Raw genomic sequence first — 23,508 nt, forward strand, 5'->3', positions numbered from 1 at the left:
CTTCCCATGCCGCGCCAAACGAGTTCGAAGCCAAAAATCCTGATCGTGCTGCATCAGGAGAATTCGAGCCCCGGACGCGTCGGCCACATGCTGCTGGAGGAAGGCTTCGAGCTCGACATCCGCCGGCCGCCGCTGGGCGACAGCTTGCCGGAAACGCTGGACGGCCACGCCGGCACGGTGGTGTTCGGCGGACCGATGAGCGCCAATGACGACGACGAGTTCGTCCGCCGCGAGACCAACTGGCTGGAAATACCGCTCAAGGAGAACCGGCCGTTCCTCGGCATCTGCCTTGGCGCGCAGATGCTGGCCAATCATCTCGGCGGCAAGGTCGAGGGTCATGGCGAAGGATTGGTCGAGATCGGCTGGTATCCGCTGAAGGCGACCGAAGCCGGCAAGCAACTGATGCACTGGCCTGAGATGGTCTATCAGTTCCACCGCGAGGGCTTTTCGCTGCCGAGTGACGCGACGCTCTTGGCGACGGCCGAGACCTATCCCAACCAGGCCTTCCGCTATGGCGACAATGCCTGGGGCATCCAGTTCCACGGCGAGTTGACCAGGGTGATGATGCAGCGCTGGGTGGTGCGCGGCGCGCATCGCTTCGAGTTGCCCGGCGCGCAGCCCGGCCGCGATCATCTCGGCGGCCGGCTGATCTGGGACATGCATCTCAAGCGCTGGCTGGACGAGTTCCTGCGGATGATTTTTGGCAAGCCAAGCAATAGCTAAGGTTCGAGCACCGGCCGCAGGAAGCTGCGCTCATAGCTGAGAATGCTGCGATTGCGCTTTTCCATTTCGAACACATCCTGGCATTCCGGGTCGGCAGCCATGCGCTTGCGATAGTCCTCGTAGTCGGCGAGGCTCGGGAAGCTGAACATGGCATAAGCGATATTGTTCGCTCCTTCGCTCGGAAGGAAATAGCCATGATGGTTTCCGCCGAGGCGATTGACCAGACCGATCCAGCGACGGCCATAGTCTTCGAACTCGGCAAGCTTGTACGGGTCAATGATATATTTCAAGTAGCAAGTGATCATGAGAGCTCCTGTGGCATGGGCGAGGCATGTCGGCTGTCAACCGTAAAAAGATCAATTGCGCCCGTTGAGGTGGCGGACCCTGCGCAGCTGCGGGAACAGCACCATCCACAGACCGGCGACGGCAATCGCGCCGACGCCGCCGACCACCACGGCCGGCACCGTGCCGATCAGCGCCGCCATCGTGCCGGCGCGGAATTCGCCCAGTTCGTTGGAAGCGCCGACGAAGACCTGGTTGACGGCGTTGACACGGCCACGCACATGGTCGGGCGTCCACAGCTGGATCAGGGTTTCCCGGATGTAGACGCTGAACATGTCGGTGGCGCCGAGGAAGGCAAGGGCGACGATCGACAGCCAGGTGATCGTCGACAGGCCGAACAGCACGGTGCAGGCGCCGAACGATGCGGCGGAGGCCAGCATGATCATACCCGCGTGGTTGCGCAGCGGATGTCCTGCGAGCCAGATGGCGACGCAAATGGCGCCGACGCTGGGCGCCGAGCGCAGCAGGCCGAGACCCCAGGGACCGAGCTGGAGGATATCGCGCGCGTAGACCGGCAGCAGCGCGGAGGCGCCGGACAGGAGCACGGCGAACAGATCGAGCGAGATGGCGCCCAGCACGATCTTCTCGCTCCAGATGTAGCTGAACCCGCCTAACAGGTGCTGCATGGTCGGCTTTTCCGTCTCGGTGCGCTGCGACGGCTTTGGGATGGTGAAGATCAGCAGCCCGGACACAAGCATCAGGACAGCGGCGGTGCCGTAGGCCACTTCCGGCGACACGCCGTAGAGCAGGCCGCCGGCAACCGGGCCGACGATAGTCGCGGTCTGCCAGGCCGATGAATTCCAGGCGATGGCGTTGGCGAAATCCTCCGATGGTACCAGATTGGCGAACAGCGAGGCGGAGGCCGGGCCGAAGAAGGCGCGGGCAACGCCGAACATGGCGAGCACGGCGAAGATCGGCAGCGGCCCGCTGATGCCGCGTAGCGCGAGGGCGAGCAGCGCCAGCGCGCACATCGCTTCCACCACCACCGCCAGCGCCATGATCAGGCGGCGGCCAAAGCGGTCGGCGACGACGCCGGTGACCAGCACCAGAAGCAGCGACGGCAGGAACTGGACGATGCCGACCAGGCCCAGATCCAGCGGGTCGCGGGTCAGGTCGTACATCTGCCAGCCGACGGCGACCGACACGATCATGGTGGCGAATGTGGTGAGGAAACGCGCCGCCCAATAGATCAGGAAGGAGCGGTGGCGGAACGCGGCATAGCGCTGGTCCGGCGAGGTTTGTGCTGATGTCATGGAGTGAGGCCCCGTTGCAATGTCATCGGCCGGCGGGGCACTTCCCGGATGGGCGCTGTTCCGGCCAATGGAACTTCTAGTAAAGTTCGCCGCGGATATGCGTCAAAATCGGTGCTGGATCAAGGAATTTTCAGCCTGCTCCATCGACCGCACGGGGAAGTTACTGCCGCAGCGCGGCCGAGATGGCGTCGAGGCCGCCGCTCAACTCGGCTTGCGTCGGCCAGCCAAAGCCGACGCGGAAGAAGCGCTTCTCCATTTCGAACCAGTGGCCAGGTCCGACATAGGTGCCATGGTTCTCCAGCAGGTTCACATAGAACCGGTCGAGGTCGAAGCCGGAATCGACATTGAGGCGTGGGAAGCCGACGACACCGCCTTCAGGCCGCACCCAGTCGACCAGCGGTTCGCGATCGATCCAGGCCTGGACGATGTCGCGGCGCTTGGCCATTGCGGGCAGCAGCGTCGCCAGGAAGGCGTCCCGGCGCTCAAGCATGCCGCGCGCGACGCCTTCGTCGATGACGCTGCCGCAGATGCCGATCTGCTCCTTGGCGGCGAGGAATGTCTCCTGAAGCGCGATATCCCTGGTGATCAGCCAGCCGATGCGGATGCCGGGAATGCCGAAGGCCTTGGACAGCGACGAGACGCTGATCGCCTTCGGGCTCAGCGACGCCGCCGACGGCAGGCGACGGCCGTAGGAGAGGTCGCGGTAGGTCTCGTCGACCAGCAGATGGCAGTTCGTGCTTTCCGCGAGCGCCACCAGCGCATCGAGCTCGGTTCGGCTCATCATCGTGCCGGTCGGGTTGTGCGGGCAGGTGACGCTGATCAGTTTCGTGTTCGGCTGTATCGCCGCCTTGACGCGTTCGACATCGATGGCGAAGCCTTCCTCGAAGGCCAGGTCGACGAAGCTGATGGCGCAGCCGATCGCCCTTGGAGTTTCGATGTTGGTGGCGTAGTTGGGCCGGATGACGACGAGATGGTCGTTCGCCGACAGGAGCGAGGTCGAGATGATGAACAGCGCCCCTGCGGCGCCGGCAGTGACCAGGACATCATCAGGCGAAATGCCGGCGTCCTGCGCCGATATCAGCGCGCGCAAATCCTTGTCGCCGCGATGCTCGCCATAGAAAAGCGTCAGATCAGGTAGCGACAGGCCGATGTCGGAAAGTTTCTGGTCGGCGATCGAACTTTCGGAGAGATTGTAGCGGATACGGTCGTAGCCGTACTCCTCCGGCGCCTCTTTCTCGATCACCATCCTGGTGTAGTTCATGGCTTCCCCCCAAAGACCTTGTCCGACCATCCAAGCCATAAAAACATGAAGCCTGCCAAGGCGGATTCGCCGGCAGGCTCCAATCAATCTATTGGCTCAGGGCCGAATTGGGTTTTTGCTTCAGGCAGAAACCTTGGCCTTCCTGCCCTTGGCAGGTGCCTTCACGGGGGCGGCCTTGCGGCCGAGGCCGATCGACTTCGCCAGCAGCGAACGCGAGGCCGCATAGTTGGGGGCGACCATCGGATAGTCCGACGGCAAGCCCCATTTGGCGCGGTAGGCGTCCGGCGTCAGGTTGAAATGCACGCCGAGATGGCGCTTCAGCGATTTGAACTTCTTGCCGTCTTCGAGGCAGATGATGAAATCCGGCGTCACCGACTTCTTCGGGTTGACCGCCGGGACCAGGGGGCAGCCACCGGAACCACCGGCTTGCCGAGCCCGCTTATCGAGGCGCTGACGCTGGCGATGAGGTCGGCCAGGCCGGAAACCGGCAAGCGGTTCTTCTCGACGTAAGCGGACACGATGTGAGCGGTCAGCTCGAGCAGGTCGATGTCTTTACGGGCACTGTTGCTATCGTCGGTCACTCTATTTCTCCGTCCAAAGCGAATGACCTGAAAATCGGATTCGATTCCCGGGAAGGATCATGCGCGAAATCAAAATGCTGCGGCACCCTTTGTGCATCCAAGGGACGAGCGGCGTTGTTGTGGCGCGGAATTCCTAGTCGGCAAATCTGCGTAATGCAATGACTTGGTGTCATTTCACACGTTATTTTGAACAACTATATTAAACAATAACAATATCAGACTATCAGCGCCTTGTCGCGCCACAAACGAAATCCGCCTTCGAAGGCGCGTGTGTTGTCGCCGCGCCTGGAGTCGGCGGGCAATTCATCCAGCTTGTCGACATTGCCGCCGCCAATGACGACATAGTCAGGCTGCAGGGCGGCGCGAAGCCGGTCGACAACGTCGAAAACATATTTGCGCCATTTCTTCTTGCCGCGCTTTTCGAGGCCGCGCTCACCGACATAGTCCTCGAAGCTCTTGCCCTTCTTGTAGGGCAGGTGCGCAAGTTCCATCGGCTGGGCGACGTTGTCGGCAATCATCGCCGCACCGAGACCAGTGCCGAGCCCGAGGAACAGCATGCGCCCGCCCTCATAGCTGCCGATGGCCTGCATCAGTGCGTCATTGACCACCTTCACCGGTTTGCCGAACGCACCCGCAAAGTCGAATCCAGCCCAACCCTTGCCGAGATTGGCAGGGTCGGTCAGCGGCCTGTTGTGATTGACCGGGCCGGGATAGCCCATGGAGACGACATCGTAGGACAGGCCCTCGGCGAGCTTCTTCACCGCATCGATCATCTGCTGCGGCGTCAGGCCCGGTCCGGAGTCGGCGCGGCGCTCCTCGCCGCCGGCGCTGGTCAGGATCTTGACGTGCGAGCCGCCAATATCGATCGAGAGCACGATCTTTTCGGCATCGGCTGCCGGTTGTATCACCGCCTTGGCCATGGTGTGCTCTCTCATTTCACCGGATCAATCCAGCCGTTGGGCGGCCCGAACCCGGCCATGACGTCCGCCGGCCCCCATGTTCGCGGCTCGTAGAGGTGCGGCGGCGTGGTGTCGCCAAGCACAGGGCCGACGATGCGCCAGGCCAACTCGCTGGCGTCCTGGCGGGTGAACAGCTGAGCGTTGCCGTTCATGGCGTCGCCGATCAGCCGCTCGTAGGGCGGCATATCGCCCTTGCTGTCGTCGAGCGCCGTCAACTCGACCTGCTCGCCGATCATGTCGTCGCCCGGCGCCTTGCGCTGGGCGCCGATGGCGATCACCACCTGGGGGTCGATGCGGAAGCGAACGTAGTTCTGGTCGGCGGGCTTGATCGGGTCGAAGACATCGAGCGGCGGCCGCTTCAGCCGCACCACCACCTCGGTGACATGCACCGGCATGTTCTTACCGGCGCGGATGAAGAACGGCACGTCCTGCCAGCGCCAGGTGTCGACGAAGAAGCGCACGGCCGCGAAGGTCTCGACCGGCGAGTTCGGCGCCACGCCTGGCTCGGCGAGATAACCGGCGAACTGGCCGCGCACGACATCGTCCTTGGTGAGCGTGCGGATGGCGCGCAGCACCTGCACCTTCTCGTCGATCAGGTCGTCGGCGGAACGGCCGACCGGCGGCTCCATGGCAAGCAGCAACAGGATGTTGAGCAGGTGGTTCTCGATGACGTCCCTGATGCAGCCGACATCGTCATAGAAGCGGCCTCGCCCCTCGACGCCGAAATCCTCGGCCATGGTGATCTGCACACTCTCGACGAAATTGCGGTTCCAGATCGGCTCGAGGAAGGAATTGGCGAAGCGGAAATAGAGCAGGTTCTGGATCGCTTCCTTGCCGAGATAGTGGTCGATGCGGAAGATCGACTGCTCGTCGAACACCAGGTGCAAGACCCGGTTCAGCCAGCGCGCCGATTGCAGGTCGTGGCCGAAGGGCTTTTCCACCATCAGCCGCGCGCCATGCGCGGTGCCTGATTGCTCCAGCCCCTGGACGACGGTCTCGAACATGGTCGGCGGCACCGCCATGTAATGCAGCGGCCGCTGTGCCGTGCCGAGCGCGCTTTTCAGCTTCTCGAACGTCGCTCCATCGCGGTAGTCGCCGCTGACATAGCGCAGCAGCGAGGCGAATTTGGCGAACATTTTTTCGTCGATCTTGCCCAGCGCATTGACGATGCCGTCGCGGGCGCGCGCCTGCAACTGCTTGAGGTCCCAGGCGTCGAACGCAACGCCGATCACCGGTTCGGTGAGCGTGCCCTTGGCGACCATCTGGTAAAGCGCTGGAAATATCTTCTTGTGGGCGAGATCGCCGGTCGCTCCGAAGAGCACCAGCGTGTCGGACCGTTCCTGGCTCATGCGCGCGTCTCCCCTGTCGCCGTCACTTGCCTGCCTTCGGCTTTTCGACATGGCCGCCGAAGGCATAGCGCATGGCGGACAGCAGCTTGTCGGCGAATTCAGATTCGCCTTGCGAGGAGAAGCGGTCGAACAGCGCCGAGGACAGCACCGGCGCCGGCACGCCGGTGTCGATCGCCGCCTTCAGCGTCCAACGGCCTTCGCCGGAATCCGAGACGCGACCGCCGTAATTCGCCAGGCCCGGGTCGCCTTTCAACGCGCCGGCGGTCAGGTCGAGCAGCCAGGACCCGATGACGCTGCCATGCCGCCAAACCTCGGCCACCTGGGGAAGGTCGATATCGAACTGGTAGTATTGCGGGTTTTCCAGCGGGCTGGTCTCGGCGTCCGCGGTCCGTTGCCGCTTGCCGGCATTGGCCGATTTCAGGATGTTCATGCCTTCGGCATAGGCGGCCATGACGCCATATTCGATGCCGTTGTGCACCATCTTGACGAAGTGGCCGGCGCCGCTCGGTCCGCAATGCAGATAGCCAAAGGGCGCGGTCCCGGCATCCTTAGGCGGATTGGAGCCGGCGTCGGCGCCCGGCGCCAGCGTGGCGAAGACCGAATCGAGATGTTGCACCGCCACGTCGGGACCGCCGATCATCAGGCAGTAGCCACGCTCCAGGCCCCAGACACCGCCGCTGGTGCCGACATCGACAAGATGGATACCCTTGCCAGCCAGTTTCGCGGCCTGGTCGACGGCGTCGTGGTAGTAGGAATTGCCGCCGTCGATGACGATGTCGCCGGGCTCCATCAGGGCCGCCACCTGATCGATGATCCTGCCGGTGATCGCCGCCGGCAGCATCAGCCACACACAACGTGGCTTGGCGAGCTTGCCGACGAATTCTTCCAGTGAAGCCGCCCCTAACGCCCCGTCTGTCACCAGGGCTGCGACGCTGGCGGGGTTGATGTCGTAGACGACACATTCGTGGCCGTCGCGCATCAGGCGCCGGACCATGTTGGCGCCCATCCGGCCCAGTCCCATCATTCCGATCTGCATGGTTTCGTCCCTGTTTCCTAGGAGATTTACGGGGTTTATCGAGAAAGGATCTGCTGGCTATCCTGGTCGCCGATTGTGACGGAAGCATCGACATTCTCCCAATCGCCGGTTGCGGGCCAGAAAAAAGTGAAGATCAACGTGCTTCCCTCGGGGAGGCTTGCCGCAGGCAAATCGGCAAGATGGATGCCGAAAGCATTCTCCGCCGTCTGGCTGTCATGGGCTGATGTCCAGTTGTCGGTGCTCCAATGGACTGTAGCCTGGTCCAACAATTCGATACGCAGCGTCTTGCCAGCTGGCATGGTGCGGATCTTGTTGTTGAACCGCCATGTCCTGAACGGCGACACGGTCTTGTCCTCGATATAGCGCTTGACGCCTTGCGGCGGCATGTCGAAGACCGCGCCGTCGCGCAGCGAGCGCAACAGCTTGATATGCTCCGAATGCGCCCAGACCAGCGGCATGGCGCTGCCGGAGGGCTTGCCATGCAGCAATTCGCGCTCCGGCATGTCAGCACCGTCCCAGACTTGCTCGGGCAACAGGCCGCCCGGTGCGGCCGAGGCTTCCAGCGTTGCCAGCAGGCTGGTCGCCTCGTCCTTGCGGCCTGCCGCCAGCTCGTAATGGGCCCGTTCGCCCGCCAGCAACGGCCAGGGGCGGCCTTGGCCGGTGCCGTCGAAGGGCGCCCCGTCTTCGTGCTCGCCATAGCCGTCGCTGGTGTAGCGGTACCAGAGCGGCCCTTGCGGCAACGGGCAGCGCAATTGCGCATCGATGACCTTGACCGTGTCGATCATCCGCGGATCATCGGCCGCCCGCAGGCCGAAGCGCACCAACGCCAGCGCGTCCGGGCTGACGATTGCCTCGGCGGGCCGGTCGCTGTCGCCGGGCGGCCGGTTCTTGATCGGCACGTAGCCATCCTTCGGCGAGCCGGCCTCGGCGCTGTCGGGAGGCGCGATGCGGACGTAGTAGCCCTCGACGCCGGCTTGCCTGCACATTGCCGTGCCGCTGACATAGGTCCAGCGCTCGATCTGGTCGTTCCAACCATCTGATGTCTCGCGCAGATAGGTCGCCGCGTCGTCCTTGCCGCAGGCGTCGAGCAGGTCTGCCGCGGCAAGCAGTGCCGCGATCTCGACGGCGAGCGTGAACGGGCTGTAGCCGGCATCCTCTTCCCAGCGGTCTTCGCCGGTGACCGGGCCGTTGCGCACGACATAGCCGGCGGCGCGCTCGATCATCGGCAGGAAGGTTATGAGCTGGGCGCGCGGCAAATGGCCGGCACGGTGCAGAGCATCGGCCAATAGCAGCGGGAAGGCGCATTCGTCCATCTGGATGCCGGGCCAATAGGCTGTTCCATCTAACCAGGCGTTTTGCGGCCAGTGGCCATCCGGCTGCTGGATGGAGCGGAGGTAATCCAGGATTTGCAGGGCCGAGGCAGCATCGCCGGCAGCGAGAAAGCCGCCTGCCGTCTCGACCAGATCGCGCGGCCAGACCAGATGATAGCCACCGAGGTCGTCGTCACCCTTGTTGAAGCCCCACGGGATCGACAGGCTGGCGACCGCGGCGCCCGGCACGACGATCGACCGGTGCGTCGCCAGCACCGCGGTGCTGGTGCGATAGCTGTTGATGCCTGACGCCGTGTGCCGATCCAGCGGCAGCAGGCCAGTCTGCCACTTGCGCCAGTTCTGGACGTAAGACTTGGCCGCCGCCGCAAAACCCCGCTTCAGGCTGGCGAAGGCATTTTCAGCCGCCTCGTCGGGCGTTGCGCCAAACCCCAGCGCCAACACGGCCTTGGTCTCGGTGGCGGAAAAGCCGATCTCGCCGGTCAGCGCGACATTGCCGTCCTCGGCCCGTTGGCAAGCCGGATCGAGTTGGCCGGTGTTGTGCAGTTGCTGCCAGCCGTCAGAGACGCCGACATAGCCGGCCGAGCAGCTTCGCCAGGGCAGCGACGAGGCCAGCGCCAGGCAAGAGCCGCGCCCCGAGGCGAACAGCACGGGCTTTCCCTTGTGCTCGCCGACCCAGGCGGTGTTGCCCATGCCGGCATTGACCAGATGCGGCGCCAGCAGGGCGTAGACGCGGTAGTCACTGGGCGAACCCTTCAGTGCCGTGAAGGTGATCTCCTGCAGCAGTGTGGGGCGGGCCGGGTCGGCAAGGATACGTTTCTCGATCCGCCAGGCGCCGTCGCTCGCCGTGTTGGCCAGCCTATAGGCGGGCACGCCGTCCTCGAACGCTTCGATGGCGTGCGCGGCATCGCGCTTCTCTTCCGAGAAGGAGCCGTCGGGGCCGGTGACGATCAGGCCGAAATCGCGCGTGCAGGCGCTGTCGACGCGCGGATAGTAGATTTCGTTGAGGATGCCGTGGCTGATCGTGAACCAGATCTGGCCGGTCGGCGAAAGCGACGTTCCGACGCCGCTCTTGGCGCTCGACGTCCAGCGTGCCGGAATTCCCGGGGCGCCCGGAGCAACGGTTGGCGTCACTGGCATTCTGTTTCGGTCTCCTGGCCCCCTCCCTAGACCAGGACACGAAGCCTTTTCAATCATTGCACCGCAAGTTGATCGGACACCGCCAATGGCGCGTCGTTGACAGCGGCGTCGGCATGCGTCCACTATTTCCCGGCACGGGAGGATCGTGAAAGCCAATGCCGGAAGTGTCCCTGGTCCTGATCGACCGGTTGCTGGCGATTTCGCGGGCGCTTGCCGGCCATATAGATCCCGGCACGGCGTTCCGCGCGACAGCCATCGAGATCGGCACGCTCATTCCGCATGACCATATCGATCTGGCGGTGCTGTCTCACGATGGGCGCATGCATGCCTGCTATGAAGCCGGTTTCCACACCAGTTGGAGCGAGCTCTCCCAGCATCCGGTGGAAGGCAGTCCGATCCGCTACGTGTTGTGGGGCAAGACGCCCTATCTGTTGTCGGACAACGCCCTTGTCGACGACCGCTTCCACTTTGCCGGCGCCTTTGACGAGCCGATTTTCGCGGCCAAGCTGCGCAGCCGTATCATCGTGCCGCTCAGGGCGCGCGGCAGCGTCATCGGCGCCCTCAACATCAGCCGGCACGAGATCGGCTGCTACACCCTGGCCGATGTCGCGGTCGCCCAGCAATGCGCCGACCTGATTGCGCCCTATATCTTCGCGCTGATCCAGACCGAGGAGGCGCGCCGCGCCATGCTTGCGGAGAGCGAGGCGCGCAACCGTGTCGAACTGCTGCGGGTCGGCGCCTCGCAACTGACCGAAGGCATGGAACGCGAACGCCGGCGCATGGCCATGGATTTGCACGACCAGACACTTGCCGACCTCGCCCGCATCGCGCGCCAGCTTTCGGCCTTGCGCGGCCAGGGCGTGGCGCGAGCGGCGCAGCTTGCCGATCTCGAACAGGAGGTTGCCGGCTGCCTGACGGAACTGCGCCACATCGTCGACGCGATGCGGCCGAGCGTGCTCGAACTGTTCGGCCTGCGCGACGCGGTCGAGGCGCATCTCAACCGTAGCGTCAGCAAGGCCAAGCCGCCGATCGCCGTGCACATCGCCGACACCAGCGATGGCGGCGCCGACAGCCTGCCCGAGCCAGTGCGGACCGCGCTCTACAGGATCGTGCAGGAAGCCATCAACAATGCCGTTCGCCACGCCGCGCCGCGCCGCATCGACGTGCTGCTGGCGTCGACCGCGAGCGTGCTGCGGGTGATCGTCACCGATGACGGCCAGGGATGCGGTGCCGTCGATCCGGCCGCGCATGGCGGCATCGGCCACATGCATACGCGGGCAGCCCTTATCGGGGCGCGGCTGCGCATCGGCCAGGCCGGCCGCAAGAGCGGCGGCACCCGTGTCGTCGTCGAGATCGACCGCCAGCCGTCGCGCGAATCGGCGGCGGTTGCAACAATGCCCGGCGAGCTCGCCGTGTCGGAGGCCATGTGATGCTTGTGATGATCGCCGAGAATGACGGACTGCACCGCACCTTCGCGCGGCGGACCGTCGAGCAATTGTGGCCCGGCGACGTCGAGGTGATCGAGGCGAGCGACGGCGAGGACGCCATCAACCTGGCGGCCGAGCGCGAGCCGCCGCATGTCGTGCTCGACCTGCAGATGCCGAAGGCGACCGGGATCGAGGTTGCCAGGGCGATCTGGAACCGCCGCGCCGGCACGCACATCCTGTTCTGGTCGAATTTCGCCGACGAGGCCTATGTGCGCGGCGTGGCGCGCATCGTGCCGCCCGGCTCGGTCTACGGCTATGTGCTCAAATCGGCGACTGAGGAAGGCATGCGGTCCGCTTTGCGCGGCGTTTTCCGCGACGGCCACTGCATCATCGACCGCGAGATCCGCGGCATCCAGCACCGCGTGCAGGACAAGTTCGAGGGCATCACCGACGGTGAATATGAAAGTCTGATCGACATCGCGCTCGGCCTGACCGACCGGGCGATCGCGGCACGCCGCGGCCTATCGATCCGTGGCGCGCAGAGCCGCATCAAGCATGTCTATGACAAGCTCGGCATCGTGCCGGCGGAGGAAGGCGCCAGCGACGCTTCCGTGTTCAACTCGCGGACGCGGGCGATCTATCTCGCCATGGCGCGCGGCCTGATCAACATCGACGCGCTGCGCCGCGAGCAGGACCGGCTCGATGCCTGGCTGGCCCAGGCGCCGCCGGGTCACTGATTGCAGCCATTTGCGACTGTGCAAACGCACAGTCGGCCATGCGCTTTGACCCGTATCGCCGCGCCGGCGTCGCAACTACGCTCGACCCCAACAAGAAGACCTATCGGGGAAGCGTTCATGCCATTCGCCACCATGGCTGTTTGGGCCGGGAGCCAGTGATGTCGGTTTCGGCGCGCGCGCGCCATTCCGGTTTCGACGACGTCGTCGGCGATGCGCCGATCGAAACGCTGGCAAGCGGCTTCGGCTTCCTCGAGGGGCCGGTCTGGCACCCTTACGAGAAATGGCTGGTCTTCTCCGACATTCCGGAAAGCCGGATGTATCGCCGCAGTGCCGGGGGCGAAATCGAGCTGTTCCGCGAGCCGAGCCACAAGGCCAATGGCAACACGCTGGACCGCCACGGGCGGCTGGTCACCTGCGAGCACGCGACGAGCCGGGTGACCCGCGCCGAGCCCAATGGCAGCGTCACCGTGCTTGCCACGCACCACCAGGGCAAGCAGCTCAACAGCCCGAACGACGTCGTCGTTGCCACTGGCGGATCGGTCTACTTCACTGATCCCGGCTATGGCCGGGTGGAATTCTATGGCGTGCCGCGCCCGCAGGAGCTGCCGTTCCAGGGCGTCTACCGCATCGACGGCGACGGCGCCCGGCTGACATTGCTGGCCGACGATTTCGTGCAGCCGAATGGGCTTTGCTTTTCGCTCGACGAGTCGCGGCTGTTCGTCAACGACACCGAACGCGGACACATCAGGGTGTTCGGCGTGGAAGCGAATGGCGACCTCAATGGCGGCGCCGTCTGGGCAGTGACCGAGGGCGAGGGGCCGGGAGCGCCCGACGGTATGAAGATCGACAGCCGCGGCAATCTTTATTGCACCGGCCCCGGCGGCATCCATGTCTTTGACGCATCGGGCGCCATTCTTGGCGTCATCCGGACGCCGGAAGACTGCGCGAATTTCACCTTCGGCGACGACGATTTGCAAAGCCTCTACATTACCGCGTCGACGTCGCTGTACCGGCTCCGGGTGCGCGTGCCGGGATTGAGACTGTTTTGAGCCCACGACGATCCGTGCTCAAATCAGATTGGCAGTGAGGCCGGGGTCAAAGCCGGCGGGAATGCAGCAGTCAACATCTGGGAGGATTACGACATGAAGAAATTGTTCGTCTTGGGCGCTCTGGCGGCGATGCTCGCCTCGGGCACCGCGCTGGCCGACACAAGTGGCAAGAAGATCGCCTTCTCCAACAATTATGCCGGCAATTCATGGCGGCAGGCGATGCTCGACAGCTATGGCATCGTCACCAAGAAGGCGGTCGCCGACAAGGTCGTCGGCGCGGCCGACATCTTCACCACCGCCGACAAGGAAGTGCCGACGCAGGCAGCACAGGTGCAGAACCTGATCCTGCAGGGCTATGACGCGATCGTCATCAACGCCGCCTCGCCGGACGCGCTCAACGGCGCCATCAAGCAGGCCTGCGATGCCGGCATCACCGTCGTCTCCTTCGACGGCACCGTGACCGAACCTTGCGCCTACCGCGTCGTCGTCGACTTCAAGGACATGGGCAAGCAGGAAGTCGAGCAGATGGCCAAGTTCCAGCCCAAGGGCGGCAATCTCTTGGAAATCCGCGGCCTTGCCGGCACCTCGATCGACGATGCCATCCATGCCGGCATCCTCGAAGGCGTCGCCGCCCATCCCGAGTTCAAGATCGTCGGCTCGGTGACCGGCGACTGGGACCAGACGACGGCGCAGAAGGCAGTGGCGACCATCCTGCCGTCGCTGCCCGATATCGTCGGCATCGTCGACCAGGGCGGTGACGGCTATGGCGCGGCACAGGCTTTCGCCGCCGCCGGCAAGCCGCGTCCGACCATCATCATGGGCAACCGCCAGGACGAGTTGCAGTGGTGGAAGGAGCAGAAGGACAAGGACGGCTACCAGACTTGGTCGGCCTCGATCGCGCCAGGCGTGTCGTCGCTCGCCTTCTGGGTGGCGCAGCAGGTGCTCGACGGCCGCACCGACATTCCGCATGACCTGCTGGTGCCCTATCTGGCCTTCACCCAGGACGATTTCGAGGCCGAGCTGCCGAAGATCGTCAAAGGCGGCGTCGCCAGCCACGAATACACGCAGGAAGATGCCATCGCGGCCATCAAAGCCAACATCAAGTGAGCATCACGGCAGCGTTGCCGTCCGTATCGCCGAGCGGATATCGTTGAGTATGCCTGAAGGGAACGCTGACATCATCAGACTGAACGGCGCCGAAAAGCATTTCGGCGCCGTTCGCGCGCTGGGCGGCGTGGATTTTCACGTCGGGCCCGGCGAGTGCGTCGGGCTTGTCGGCCACAATGGCGCCGGCAAATCGACGCTGATGCACATGGTGGCGGGCACGCTGGTGCCCGACAGCGGGCAGATCGGCGTGCATGGCGGCATCGAGGCGAACTACTCGGTGTCGCGGGCGCAGCATCTCGGCATTCGCTGCGTGTTCCAGGAACTATCGCTGTGCCCCAATCTCAGCGTTGCCGAGAACACACGCATCAACCATGCGTCGCTGCGTGGGCTCGGCTGGCGGCGCAAGGCGGCCGATCTGATCGCCGCCAAGCTCGACGAGATTTTTCCGGGTCACAGCATCTCGGCGTCGGACATTGTCGGCGACCTGTCGATCGGCCGGCGCCAGATGGTCGAGGTGGCGCGTGCCTTTACCGTCACGCAGGATCGTCTCGACCTCGTCATTCTCGACGAGCCGACATCGTCGCTGGACGCGCACACGGCCGGCCAGCTTCTGGCCTTCGTGCGCCGCTTCGTCGCCGGCGGCAAAAGCTGCATCCTGATCTCGCATGTGCTGGGCGAGGTGCTGCGTAACGCCGACCGCATCGTGGTGATGCGTGACGGCAAGGTGGTTGTCGCTGACGCCGCCAGTGCCTTCGACCGCGACCGGCTGGTGACGGCGATGGGCGGAGCGGAAGCGCGCCAGAAAATCGCCGCTGAAATCGCTGCCGCCAAGCCAGGCGCCAGTCCGCTGCGGGTTCGGGCGCGGCCCGCCGCGCAGAAGGACGGCACCGACCTCGTCGCCTGTGCCGGTGAGATCATCGGCCTTGCCGGGTTGGCGGGGCATGGCCAGACCGACCTGCTGCTGGCGATCTTTAGCGCCGCATCGCGCGCCCGGACTGGCATCGAGGTGACGGCGCCGGTGGCGCTGGTCGCCGGCGACCGTCAGTCGGACGGCATCTTTCCGCAATGGTCGATCGCGCAGAATATCGGCATCCGCTCGCTGGCGCGCCTGCGCAACGGGCTGCTGATCTCGCCGCAGCGCGAGGCCGAACTCGCTGCGTTTTGGCAGAAGAAGATCGGCATCCGCACGCCGGATATGAACAACAACATCTTCTCGCTGTCGGGCGGCAACCAGCAGAAGGCGCTGTTTGCCGGCGCACTCGGCTCTGATGCGCAGATCGTGCTGATGGACGATCCGATGCGCGGCGTCGATATCGGCACCAAGCTGGAGGTCTATGACCTCGTGCGCGAAGAGGCCGGCCGCGGCCGCACCTTCCTCTGGTACACCACGGAAACCGAAGAGCTCGACAATTGCGACCACATCTATGTCTTCAAGAACGGCCGCATCGTCGCCAATCTGCGCCGCGACGAACTGACCGAGGAGAAGATCATCCAGTCCTCCTTCGGCGATGCGGCCTGAAATGACGGCCGCCAGTCTCGACACCGCCGCCAGGACGTCCGCCGAGCGTGGCGCACTGGCCCGTGCCCGCCTGCTGCGCGGGCTGCTGCCGGCGCTGTCGCTGGCGCTGGTGCTGCTCGCCATCGCCTGGCTCAACCCGCGCGCCATCAGCTATTTCGGCTTCAGCCTGATGCTCAATTTGGCGATCCCGATCGCGCTGGCGACCATCGCGCAGATGTTCGTCATCGCCGGCAACGAGCTCGACCTGTCGATCGGCACTTTCGTCGGCTTCGTCGGCTGTGTCACCGCGACCTGGCTGAAGGATGCGCCGCTCGTCGGCGCCGTCATCCTGCTCGGGTCGATCGGCATCTATGCGCTGCTCGGCGCGCTGATCCATCTGCGCAACCTGCCTTCTATCGTGGTGACGCTTGGCATGAGCTTCGTCTGGCAAGGGCTGGCCATTCTCGTCTTGCCCAAACCGGGTGGCAAGGCGCCGGACTGGCTGCTTGGGCTGATGGCGTTCAAGCCGCCTTTCATTCCGTTCCCGATCATCGCGGCGCTGCTGATCGGCCTCATCGTTCATTTCGGCCTGATGCGCACATCCTATGGCGTGATCCTGCGCGGTTCGGGCGGCAATCCGGCGGCACTCGGCCGCGCCGGCTGGTCGCTGCTCAAGACCAAGATCGTGCTGTTTGCGCTCGCCGGCCTGTTCGGCGTGCTGTCCGGCATGGCGCTGATCGGCATCACCACATCGGCCGACGCCAATATCGGCAATGGCTACACGCTGCTGGCGGTCGCCGGCGTCATCCTCGGCGGCGGCGAATTCGTCGGCGGCCGGGTGTCGCCGATCGGCGCGGTGATCGGCGCGCTGACGCTGGCGCTGGCGGCATCGCCGCTGCTCACCTTCATGCACATCCCGCCTGACTGGCAGGTCGCCGCCAACGGCGCCATCCTCATCATCGTGCTGGCGGCGCGGGTGCTGATCAGCCGCAAGGAGAGGTGAGCGATGACCTCGGTGAAATCGTTGGCCGGCAAACCCTGGATCTGGTCGTTTCTCGGCGCCTTGCTGGTGTGGCTGGCGACGATCGCCTTCACCGGCGGCTATGGCGCTGGCGGCATGGTGACCGCCGCTTTGTCGCTGGCGGTGTTCACGGTCATCGTCGGTGTCGGCCAGATGTTCGTCATCACGCTCGGCCCGGGCAATGTCGACCTCTCGCTGCCGGCCAATATCGGCCTTGCCAGCGCCGTCGCGATGAAAGTGATGGACGGCAACGATTCCATGATCGTGGTCGGGCTGCTGGCGGCGCTCGCCTGTGGCGCGGCGGTCGGCGCCGCCAACTACCTGCTGATCTGGGCGCTGCGCATTCCTCCGATCATCGCCACGCTGTCGGCCAGCTTCATCATCCAGTCGATCGACATCAGCTATGGGCGCGGGCTGCAGATCAAGCCGCCGCCGGGCTTCGCCGATTTCGCCAACTGGCAGATACTGGGCATTCCGGTGCTGGCGATCCTCACCGTGCTGTTCACCATCGGTGCGGCCATCGCGCTGCAACGCATGATCTATGGCCGCTCGGTTCTGGCGATCGGCCAGAACATCCGCGCGGCGTGGCTGGCCGGCGTCAATGTCGGCCGCATCCGCTTCCTCACCTACACGCTGTCGGGCGCGCTCGGCGGCATCGACGGAGCACTGCTCGCCGGCTATTTCCGCGGCGCCAATGTCGATATCGGCAATGAATACCTGCTCGCTTCGATCGCCGTCGTCGTCATCGGCGGCACATCGGTGGCCGGCGGCAAGGCCAACGTGCCCGGCGTCTGGGGCGCGGCGCTGTTCCTGGTGCTGCTTTTGACCATGCTCAACACGTTCGGCGTCAGCGCCGGGGTGCGATTGCTGCTTACGGGGCTGATCATTGTCGGGGTGATCACGGCGGCGGGCGGGCAGAAGGCGCTGCGGTAGTCAACGCCTTCGTCATCCCAGGCACTTTCAAGGCCTGTAATCATTGTGCCAGGCCGACATCCGGTTCCCTTCGACGTCATGGCGCTGTAAATCCCGTTCGCGCGGCCGCGGCCGCTGAATATTGGGAGGTTTGCGTGTCCGATTTCCTCAGGATCCACCGTGACGGTGATGTCGCCATCGTCACCATCGACAATCCGCCGGTCAACGCGCTGAGCTTTCATGTCCGCGAACCGCTGATGCAGGCGCTGGTTGAGCTGCGGGATGATGCGTCGGTTGCCGCCATCGTCATCGCCTGTGCCGGACGGACTTTTGTCGCCGGCGCCGACATCACCGAATTCGGCAAGCCGATGCAGCAGCCCGAACTGCGCGCCATCGTGGCGACGTTGGAAACCATCGCCAAGCCAACGGTGGCCGCCATCCACGGCACCGCGCTCGGCGGCGGGCTGGAGCTGGCGCTGGGCTGCCATTTCCGCGTCGCCGACGCCGGTGCCAAGCTCGGTCTGCCGGAGGTCAAGCTCGGCCTGTTGCCGGGTGGTGGCGGCACGGTGCGGTTGCCACGCCTGGTCGGCGCGGTGAAGGCGCTCAGGATGATCGTCTCCGGAACGCCGGTCGCTGCGACCGAGGCGCATGCCGCCGGTCTCGTAGATGCCGTCTTCGATGGCGATCTGACCACGCATGCGGTGAACTTCGCTGGGGAAATAGCCCGCAAGGGTGGCCCCTTCACGCCGGTGCGTGATCGCAATGAGGGGCTCAAGGAGACCGACCTCGCGGCTTTCGACGCCGAGGCAGCGGATCTCGCCAGGAAAGCGCGCGGCCTCGAGGCACCGATCGCTTGTGCGCAGGCGGTGCGCAACGCCGTGACGCTGCCTTTTGACGAAGCGCTTGCGGCGGAACGCGCGCTGTTCGTGAAACTCGTCGCCGGCGACCAGTCGCGGGCGCAGCGCCATCTGTTCTTTGCCGAACGTGAGGCGGCAAAGCTTCCGGGAAAGGACATCGTCAAGCGCAGGATCGCACGCGTAGGTGTCATCGGCGCCGGCACGATGGGCGGCGGCATCGCCATGGCCTTCGCCAATGGCGGCTATCCCGTGACCTTGCTGGAAACCAACCATGAGGCACTGCAGCGCGGGCTGGCGACCATCGACAAGAACTATGCCGTTTCCGTGACGCGCGGTTCGCTAAGCGAAGACGCCAAGCGCGAGCGGCTTGCCCAGTTCAAAGGCTCTACCGACTATGCCGATCTCGCCGATTGCGACCTGATCGTCGAGGCGGTGTTCGAGGACATGGCGGTCAAGAAGGAGGTTTTCGGCAAGCTCGAAGCGGTGGCCAGGCCGGGTGCGATCCTTGCCACCAACACCTCCTATCTCGACATCAACGAAATCGCCGCCTCGACCTCGCGGCCGCAGGATGTGCTCGGCCTGCATTTCTTCTCGCCGGCCAATGTCATGAAGCTGCTGGAGATCGTGCGGGCCGACAAGACCGCGCCCGATGCGCTGGCGACCGTCGTTGACCTGGCGCGGCGGATCGGCAAGGTGGCTGTCGTCGTCGGCGTCTGCCATGGCTTCGTCGGCAATCGCATGCTGGCCGCGCGCGGCTCGGAATCCGAAGCCTTGTTGCTGGAGGGTGCGACACCCTGCCAGATCGACCAGGCATTCACCGATTTCGGCTGGCCGATGGGGCCGTTCCAGATGGGCGATCTCGCCGGCCTCGACATTGGCTGGCGCAACCGCAAGGCACGCGGCCTCACAGCCGTGATCGCCGACACGCTGTGCGAACAAGGGCGTTTCGGCCAGAAGACCGGCCGGGGTTTCTATCTCTACGAGGCTGGCGCGCGCACACCAGTGCCGGATCCCGAGGTTGAAGCGCTGATCCGCGACAAGGCTACCGAGAAGGGCATCGCGCCGCGTGCGATCAGCGCGGAAGAAATTATCGAGCGCACGCTCTACCCGCTGGTCAACGAGGGCGCGAAGATACTCGAAGAGAAGATCGCGGCCCGTGCGTCCGACATCGACGTCGTCTGGGTCAATGGCTACGGCTTTCCCATTGGCAAGGGCGGGCCGATGTTCTGGGCTGGCCTCGAAGGTCCGGCCAAGATCATCGAGCGGCTCGACCACTGGCATCAGCGGACGGGCAAGGACGTGTTCAAGCCCGCGCCGCTGCTGAAGCGGATGGCCGAGACCGGGTCGTGGGAAGCCGGCGCGGCCTGATCGAACGTCATGGGCAAGCCACCCAATTGTCGAGGTTTGCGCTGCCCCTCATCGCCCTGCCGGGCACTTCTCCCCGTATAGTGACGGGGAGAAGGGGCTCGCGGTAACCTCGTCGCCTGTCTTGCAACGTTGGAGATTGGCGAAACCGGCAATTACTGCACCCCCTCTCCCCGTCACTATACGGGGAGAGGATGCCGGCAGGCAGGTGAGGGGCGGCGCCAACGCTCGGAAAATGTGATGGGGTGTTCGAATCGGAAGCGATTGCCCTGGCAAGCGGTGGCAGGGCTGAAGGAGCTACCGGATCCGCGCGTCGATGATCTCGACGAAGCGTGCGAACAGGCCGGCCTGCGACTTGATCTTGAGCTTGCGGTAGATGTTGCGGCGATGAACCTTCACGGTTCCCGGCACGATGCGCATCGCCCTGGCGATCGATTCCGTCGAATGCCCCTGCAGCACCAGGTCGACGACATGCTTTTCGCGCGGCGTCAGCGACAGGCTCTTCCAGATATGGGCACGGTCGAATTCGTTGACCGCAACGATCGTCTCGTCCTGCTTCGTCTCGGTTGGTTCGTCGGCCGGAAGGGCGGGCCAGCGCAACCTGATGAGGTTGATCACCGCCGGCGCCATGTCGCGTAACAATCTGGCATCGGCGGTGCCGAACGGGCCCGAAGCGCGCAGCCGCATCAGCGACAGCACCAGCGCATCCTTGCCCGGTAGCGGCACGAAGAAGCCGACCTCCTCGGCCAGCCTGGTCTGGCTGTAGTAGGAACGAAAATACTCGCTGGCGTAGAAACGGTCCGGTGCCAATTCGCGCATGCGCCAGAAGCCTTCCTTGCGCTCGACCGCCGCGTGGTGGAACGGGTCGAGCAGATACGGGCCTTCCTGGTAGAGCGCGACGAAGACATGGCTTTCGGCGGGCGAAAACGTCTCGAACAGCAGCGGCGGGCGCGAGGCGCCGCGATAGCCGAAGACCACGCAGTGATCGAAACTGACATGAAGCCGCAGCCAATCGACCAGCGCCTTGCCGAAGAGGTCGCCGCTCGTCTCCCGCGTCGCTGCGACGAGCATGGCGAGTTGGCTATATTCGTCGCTGCGGGACAATCCATACCCCCTTAAACGAGAAAATAGATCAGATATACCACCTGCGAGGTATATACTAGCCGGCATTGGCTCTGGTAGCGTTCTGATATTGCCCTGTCGCTGGAGCCCGCAGCCTTTGACCGCAGTGCCTGACATCGAGTTTCGCGGCGTCACCAAGCGCTATGGCAGCGTGACCGCAGTCAGCGGTATCGATCTCGCCGTCCCACCTTCCGCCTTTGTTGCCCTGCTCGGCCCCTCCGGCTGCGGCAAGACGACCTGCCTGCGCATGATCGGTGGCTTCGAACAGCCGAGCGAAGGTCAGGTGTTCATTCGCGGCCAGGACATGGCCGGCACGCCGCCCTACCGGCGGCCGGTCAACATGGTGTTCCAGCAATACGCTCTGTTTCCGCATCTCGATGTCGAGGACAACGTCGCCTACGGGCTGCGCCAGGCGCGGCCAAGGCTGTCGTCACGCGAGATATCCTCAAGGGCGGGCGAGGCGCTCGAAATGGTGCGGCTCGCCGGCTATGGCCGCCGCAAGATCCACGAACTGTCAGGCGGCCAGCAGCAGCGGGTCGCGTTGGCGCGCGCGCTGGTCAACAAGCCGGCCGTGCTTTTGCTCGACGAGCCGCTGGCGGCGCTCGACAAGAAGCTGCGCACCGACATGCAGATCGAGCTGCAGAACCTGCAGCGCGAGATCGGCATCACCTTCGTGCTGGTCACCCACGACCAGGAGGAAGCGCTGTCGATGAGCGATTTCGTCTGCGTCATGAATGGCGGCCGCATCGTCCAGCTCGGGCAGCCGAGCGAGATCTATGACGAGCCGGCCGATTTGTTCGTCGCCGACTTCGTCGGCAAGACCAATCTCTTGAGCGGCACCGTCGCCGGGCATACCGGCGATCTGGTGGAGGTAGCGCTTGCCGATGGCACGGTCATTGCGGCGCGCAAGCGGACTGCCTTGCAGCAGGGCGAGGCCGTGTCGGTCAGCCTTCGCCCCGAATCGCTCAGTCTCGGCGCGTCGGGAAGCGGCCGGTTCAAGGGCATCGTCCGCAACCGGATCTTCCTGGGCTCGACGGCGGAATACGCGATCGAGGTCAAGGGCATCGGAACGCTGCTGGCCAAGGCCGACCATCTGATCGGCCACGGCAATCTCTTCAAGCCGGGTGAACCCGTCGCCATCGGCTTTGCCTCCGGAACGCCGCTGGCGTTTCCGGACACCAAGAACAACGGGACCAACCAGAGGGTAGATAAACATGTCGAAATCATATCGTGACGGACTGCCGATAAGCCCTGAGAATTTTGTCGACCAGCTGATGCGCCTCAAGCGCGGCTCGATCGGCCGCCGCGATTTCCTCGGCCTCACCGGCCTTGGCATTGCGACGGCGGTGATGGCGCGCGAGATCGGCATCATGCCGACGCCGGCCTTTGCCGCTGAAAACCTTGGCGACCGCATGTCGATCGCCACCTGGCCGAATTATCATGACCCGGCGACCTTCGAGAATTTCAAGAAGGACACCGGCGTTGCCGTCGAGGTCAACGTGTTCGGCTCCAATGAGGAGATGCTGGCCAAGCTGCAGGCCGGCGCCTCGGGCTGGAGCCTGTTCGTGCCGACCAACTACACGATCTCCACCTACAAGAAGCTCGGCATCATCGAACCGCTGGAGATGGCGAAACTGCCGAATTTCGACGGGTCGCAGGAGGATCCACGCTTCACCTCGGAGGGCACGATCGATGCGGTGACCTATGCGGTGCCGAAGAACTGGGGCACCACTGGCTTTGCCGTCAACACCAAGAAGCTGACCAAGCCGATGACGAGCTGGAAGGAGTTCTGGGACACCGCCATGGCGGAAGGCGACAGCCGCACCATGGTGCACGACTATCAGCTGACCACGATCGGCAATGCGCTGAAATATTACGGCTACTCGTTCAACTCGCTCAAGCCAGACGAACTGGCCAAGGCGGAGGAACTGCTGCTGAAGGTCAAGCCGCATCTGTTCGCGGTTTCCTCCGACTATCAGCCGGGGATGCGCGCCGGTGACGCGTGGATGACCATGTGCTGGACGAACGATGGCGCGCAGTTGCATCGCGACATTCCCGAGATCGCCTATGTGCTGGGCAAGGAAGGCGGCGAGATCTGGACCGATTTCTACGCCATTCCGAAGGACGCGCCGAACAAGCCCGCCGGCTACGCCCTGCTCAATTATCTGATGAACCCGCAGGTGGCGGTGAAGGAGCACCTGGCCAATGGTGCGCCGTCGACCGATGCGCGGGTCAACAAGGTGCTGCCGAAGGAGGTGCTCGACAATCCGATCCTCTATCCGGCGGCGGACCTGTTGACGCCACTGGAATTCGGCGCGGCGGCAACGCTGACCGATCCCGGCCGTGCTGAATTGATGGCGCGCTTCAAGTCGGCCTGAGCGGCGCGGACCTCAAATTCGACGCAGATAACTTGACCGGCGGGTTTTGCCCGCCGGCACCGG

Annotated in this window: 19 protein-coding genes and 1 pseudogene; 11 read left to right on the forward strand and 9 right to left on the reverse strand. The window is 64.5% G+C overall.

What is annotated here, in order from left to right; all coding sequences use genetic code 11:
- The first annotated feature begins 6 nt into the window (after positions 1 to 6).
- Positions 7 to 723, forward strand: a complete 717-nt coding sequence (locus HB777_31185; protein QND67971.1) for a glutamine amidotransferase — start codon at positions 7 to 9, stop codon at positions 721 to 723.
- Here the strand turns inward: HB777_31185 and HB777_31190 are convergent.
- The 8 genes and pseudogenes from HB777_31190 to HB777_31225 all read right to left on the reverse strand — a co-directional run bounded on the left by HB777_31190 (position 720) and on the right by HB777_31225 (position 9,972).
- Positions 720 to 1,028: an NIPSNAP family protein gene (locus tag HB777_31190; protein ID QND67972.1), complete on the reverse strand. Its 309-nt coding sequence runs from the start codon at positions 1,026 to 1,028 to the stop codon at positions 720 to 722. The two genes, HB777_31185 and HB777_31190, sit on opposite strands and share 4 nt — an antisense overlap.
- A gap of 51 nt (positions 1,029 to 1,079) precedes the next feature.
- On the reverse strand, positions 1,080 to 2,318 hold the full coding sequence (locus tag HB777_31195) for an MFS transporter (protein QND67973.1): 1,239 nt from the start codon (positions 2,316 to 2,318) through the stop codon (positions 1,080 to 1,082).
- A 160-nt stretch (positions 2,319 to 2,478) separates the two neighbouring features.
- Positions 2,479 to 3,579: an aminotransferase class I/II-fold pyridoxal phosphate-dependent enzyme gene (locus HB777_31200; GenBank protein ID QND67974.1), complete on the reverse strand. Its 1,101-nt coding sequence runs from the start codon at positions 3,577 to 3,579 to the stop codon at positions 2,479 to 2,481.
- A 120-nt stretch (positions 3,580 to 3,699) separates the two neighbouring features.
- A pseudogene (locus HB777_31205) lies at positions 3,700 to 4,160 on the reverse strand (transcriptional regulator).
- A gap of 215 nt (positions 4,161 to 4,375) precedes the next feature.
- Positions 4,376 to 5,080 (reverse strand): ROK family protein, encoded by a 705-nt coding sequence (locus HB777_31210; GenBank protein QND68964.1) that lies wholly within the window; start codon positions 5,078 to 5,080, stop codon positions 4,376 to 4,378.
- An 11-nt stretch (positions 5,081 to 5,091) separates the two neighbouring features.
- Positions 5,092 to 6,468, reverse strand: coding sequence for a glucose-6-phosphate dehydrogenase (gene zwf, locus HB777_31215; protein ID QND67975.1), 1,377 nt, complete (start codon positions 6,466 to 6,468; stop codon positions 5,092 to 5,094).
- Between the two features lie 22 nt (positions 6,469 to 6,490).
- The gene (gene gnd, locus HB777_31220) at positions 6,491 to 7,504 is read right to left on the reverse strand and encodes a decarboxylating 6-phosphogluconate dehydrogenase (GenBank protein QND67976.1); all 1,014 of its coding nucleotides are present in this window, start codon (positions 7,502 to 7,504) and stop codon (positions 6,491 to 6,493) included.
- Between the two features lie 35 nt (positions 7,505 to 7,539).
- Positions 7,540 to 9,972: a glucan 1,4-alpha-glucosidase gene (locus tag HB777_31225; GenBank protein QND67977.1), complete on the reverse strand. Its 2,433-nt coding sequence runs from the start codon at positions 9,970 to 9,972 to the stop codon at positions 7,540 to 7,542.
- Between the two features lie 155 nt (positions 9,973 to 10,127).
- Here HB777_31225 and HB777_31230 point away from each other — a divergent pair, with 155 nt between their 5' ends.
- From HB777_31230 to HB777_31265, 8 genes are all read left to right on the forward strand, one after another.
- Complete coding sequence (locus HB777_31230) at positions 10,128 to 11,402, forward strand: ATPase (GenBank protein ID QND67978.1); 1,275 nt, start codon at positions 10,128 to 10,130, stop codon at positions 11,400 to 11,402.
- A complete protein-coding gene (locus tag HB777_31235) occupies positions 11,402 to 12,136 on the forward strand; it encodes a response regulator transcription factor (protein QND67979.1) in 735 nt (244 codons plus the stop codon). Before HB777_31230 ends, HB777_31235 begins: the two co-directional genes overlap by 1 nt.
- A 158-nt stretch (positions 12,137 to 12,294) precedes the next feature.
- Entirely contained in the window at positions 12,295 to 13,185 is an 891-nt protein-coding gene (locus tag HB777_31240) for an SMP-30/gluconolactonase/LRE family protein (GenBank protein QND68965.1), read from the forward strand.
- Between the two features lie 93 nt (positions 13,186 to 13,278).
- On the forward strand, positions 13,279 to 14,292 hold the full coding sequence (locus HB777_31245; GenBank protein QND67980.1) for an ABC transporter substrate-binding protein: 1,014 nt from the start codon (positions 13,279 to 13,281) through the stop codon (positions 14,290 to 14,292).
- A 49-nt stretch (positions 14,293 to 14,341) separates the two neighbouring features.
- Positions 14,342 to 15,811, forward strand: coding sequence for a sugar ABC transporter ATP-binding protein (locus tag HB777_31250; GenBank protein ID QND67981.1), 1,470 nt, complete (start codon positions 14,342 to 14,344; stop codon positions 15,809 to 15,811).
- A 1-nt stretch (position 15,812) separates the two neighbouring features.
- Positions 15,813 to 16,793, forward strand: coding sequence for an ABC transporter permease (locus tag HB777_31255; GenBank protein ID QND67982.1), 981 nt, complete (start codon positions 15,813 to 15,815; stop codon positions 16,791 to 16,793).
- A 3-nt stretch (positions 16,794 to 16,796) separates the two neighbouring features.
- On the forward strand, positions 16,797 to 17,744 hold the full coding sequence (locus tag HB777_31260) for an ABC transporter permease (GenBank protein QND67983.1): 948 nt from the start codon (positions 16,797 to 16,799) through the stop codon (positions 17,742 to 17,744).
- A gap of 134 nt (positions 17,745 to 17,878) precedes the next feature.
- Complete coding sequence (locus tag HB777_31265; protein QND67984.1) at positions 17,879 to 19,948, forward strand: 3-hydroxyacyl-CoA dehydrogenase; 2,070 nt, start codon at positions 17,879 to 17,881, stop codon at positions 19,946 to 19,948.
- 294 nt (positions 19,949 to 20,242) lie between these two features.
- Here HB777_31265 and HB777_31270 read toward each other — a convergent pair whose 3' ends face one another.
- Complete coding sequence (locus tag HB777_31270; protein ID QND68966.1) at positions 20,243 to 21,016, reverse strand: helix-turn-helix transcriptional regulator; 774 nt, start codon at positions 21,014 to 21,016, stop codon at positions 20,243 to 20,245.
- Between the two features lie 148 nt (positions 21,017 to 21,164).
- Between HB777_31270 and HB777_31275 the strand changes: the two genes are divergently transcribed.
- The gene (locus tag HB777_31275) at positions 21,165 to 22,301 is read left to right on the forward strand and encodes an ABC transporter ATP-binding protein (protein QND67985.1); all 1,137 of its coding nucleotides are present in this window, start codon (positions 21,165 to 21,167) and stop codon (positions 22,299 to 22,301) included.
- On the forward strand, positions 22,282 to 23,445 hold the full coding sequence (locus HB777_31280; GenBank protein QND67986.1) for a spermidine/putrescine ABC transporter substrate-binding protein: 1,164 nt from the start codon (positions 22,282 to 22,284) through the stop codon (positions 23,443 to 23,445). Before HB777_31275 ends, HB777_31280 begins: the two co-directional genes overlap by 20 nt.
- Positions 23,446 to 23,508: the final 63 nt, after the last annotated feature.

This window comes from Mesorhizobium loti (assembly GCA_014189435.1).
GTDB lineage: Bacteria > Pseudomonadota > Alphaproteobacteria > Rhizobiales > Rhizobiaceae > Mesorhizobium > Mesorhizobium loti_G.

Coding starts and splice junctions, on each gene's coding strand:
- HB777_31185 (QND67971.1), top strand. CDS start 7: ATGCCGCGCCAAACGAGTTCGAAGCCAAAAATCCTGATCGTGCTGCAT.
- HB777_31190 (QND67972.1), bottom strand. CDS start 1,028: ATGATCACTTGCTACTTGAAATATATCATTGACCCGTACAAGCTTGCC.
- HB777_31195 (QND67973.1), bottom strand. CDS start 2,318: ATGACATCAGCACAAACCTCGCCGGACCAGCGCTATGCCGCGTTCCGC.
- HB777_31200 (QND67974.1), bottom strand. CDS start 3,579: ATGAACTACACCAGGATGGTGATCGAGAAAGAGGCGCCGGAGGAGTAC.
- HB777_31210 (QND68964.1), bottom strand. CDS start 5,080: ATGGCCAAGGCGGTGATACAACCGGCAGCCGATGCCGAAAAGATCGTG.
- zwf (QND67975.1), bottom strand. CDS start 6,468: ATGAGCCAGGAACGGTCCGACACGCTGGTGCTCTTCGGAGCGACCGGC.
- gnd (QND67976.1), bottom strand. CDS start 7,504: ATGCAGATCGGAATGATGGGACTGGGCCGGATGGGCGCCAACATGGTC.
- HB777_31225 (QND67977.1), bottom strand. CDS start 9,972: ATGCCAGTGACGCCAACCGTTGCTCCGGGCGCCCCGGGAATTCCGGCA.
- HB777_31230 (QND67978.1), top strand. CDS start 10,128: ATGCCGGAAGTGTCCCTGGTCCTGATCGACCGGTTGCTGGCGATTTCG.
- HB777_31235 (QND67979.1), top strand. CDS start 11,402: ATGCTTGTGATGATCGCCGAGAATGACGGACTGCACCGCACCTTCGCG.
- HB777_31240 (QND68965.1), top strand. CDS start 12,295: ATGTCGGTTTCGGCGCGCGCGCGCCATTCCGGTTTCGACGACGTCGTC.
- HB777_31245 (QND67980.1), top strand. CDS start 13,279: ATGAAGAAATTGTTCGTCTTGGGCGCTCTGGCGGCGATGCTCGCCTCG.
- HB777_31250 (QND67981.1), top strand. CDS start 14,342: ATGCCTGAAGGGAACGCTGACATCATCAGACTGAACGGCGCCGAAAAG.
- HB777_31255 (QND67982.1), top strand. CDS start 15,813: ATGACGGCCGCCAGTCTCGACACCGCCGCCAGGACGTCCGCCGAGCGT.
- HB777_31260 (QND67983.1), top strand. CDS start 16,797: ATGACCTCGGTGAAATCGTTGGCCGGCAAACCCTGGATCTGGTCGTTT.
- HB777_31270 (QND68966.1), bottom strand. CDS start 21,016: ATGCTCGTCGCAGCGACGCGGGAGACGAGCGGCGACCTCTTCGGCAAG.
- HB777_31280 (QND67986.1), top strand. CDS start 22,282: ATGTCGAAATCATATCGTGACGGACTGCCGATAAGCCCTGAGAATTTT.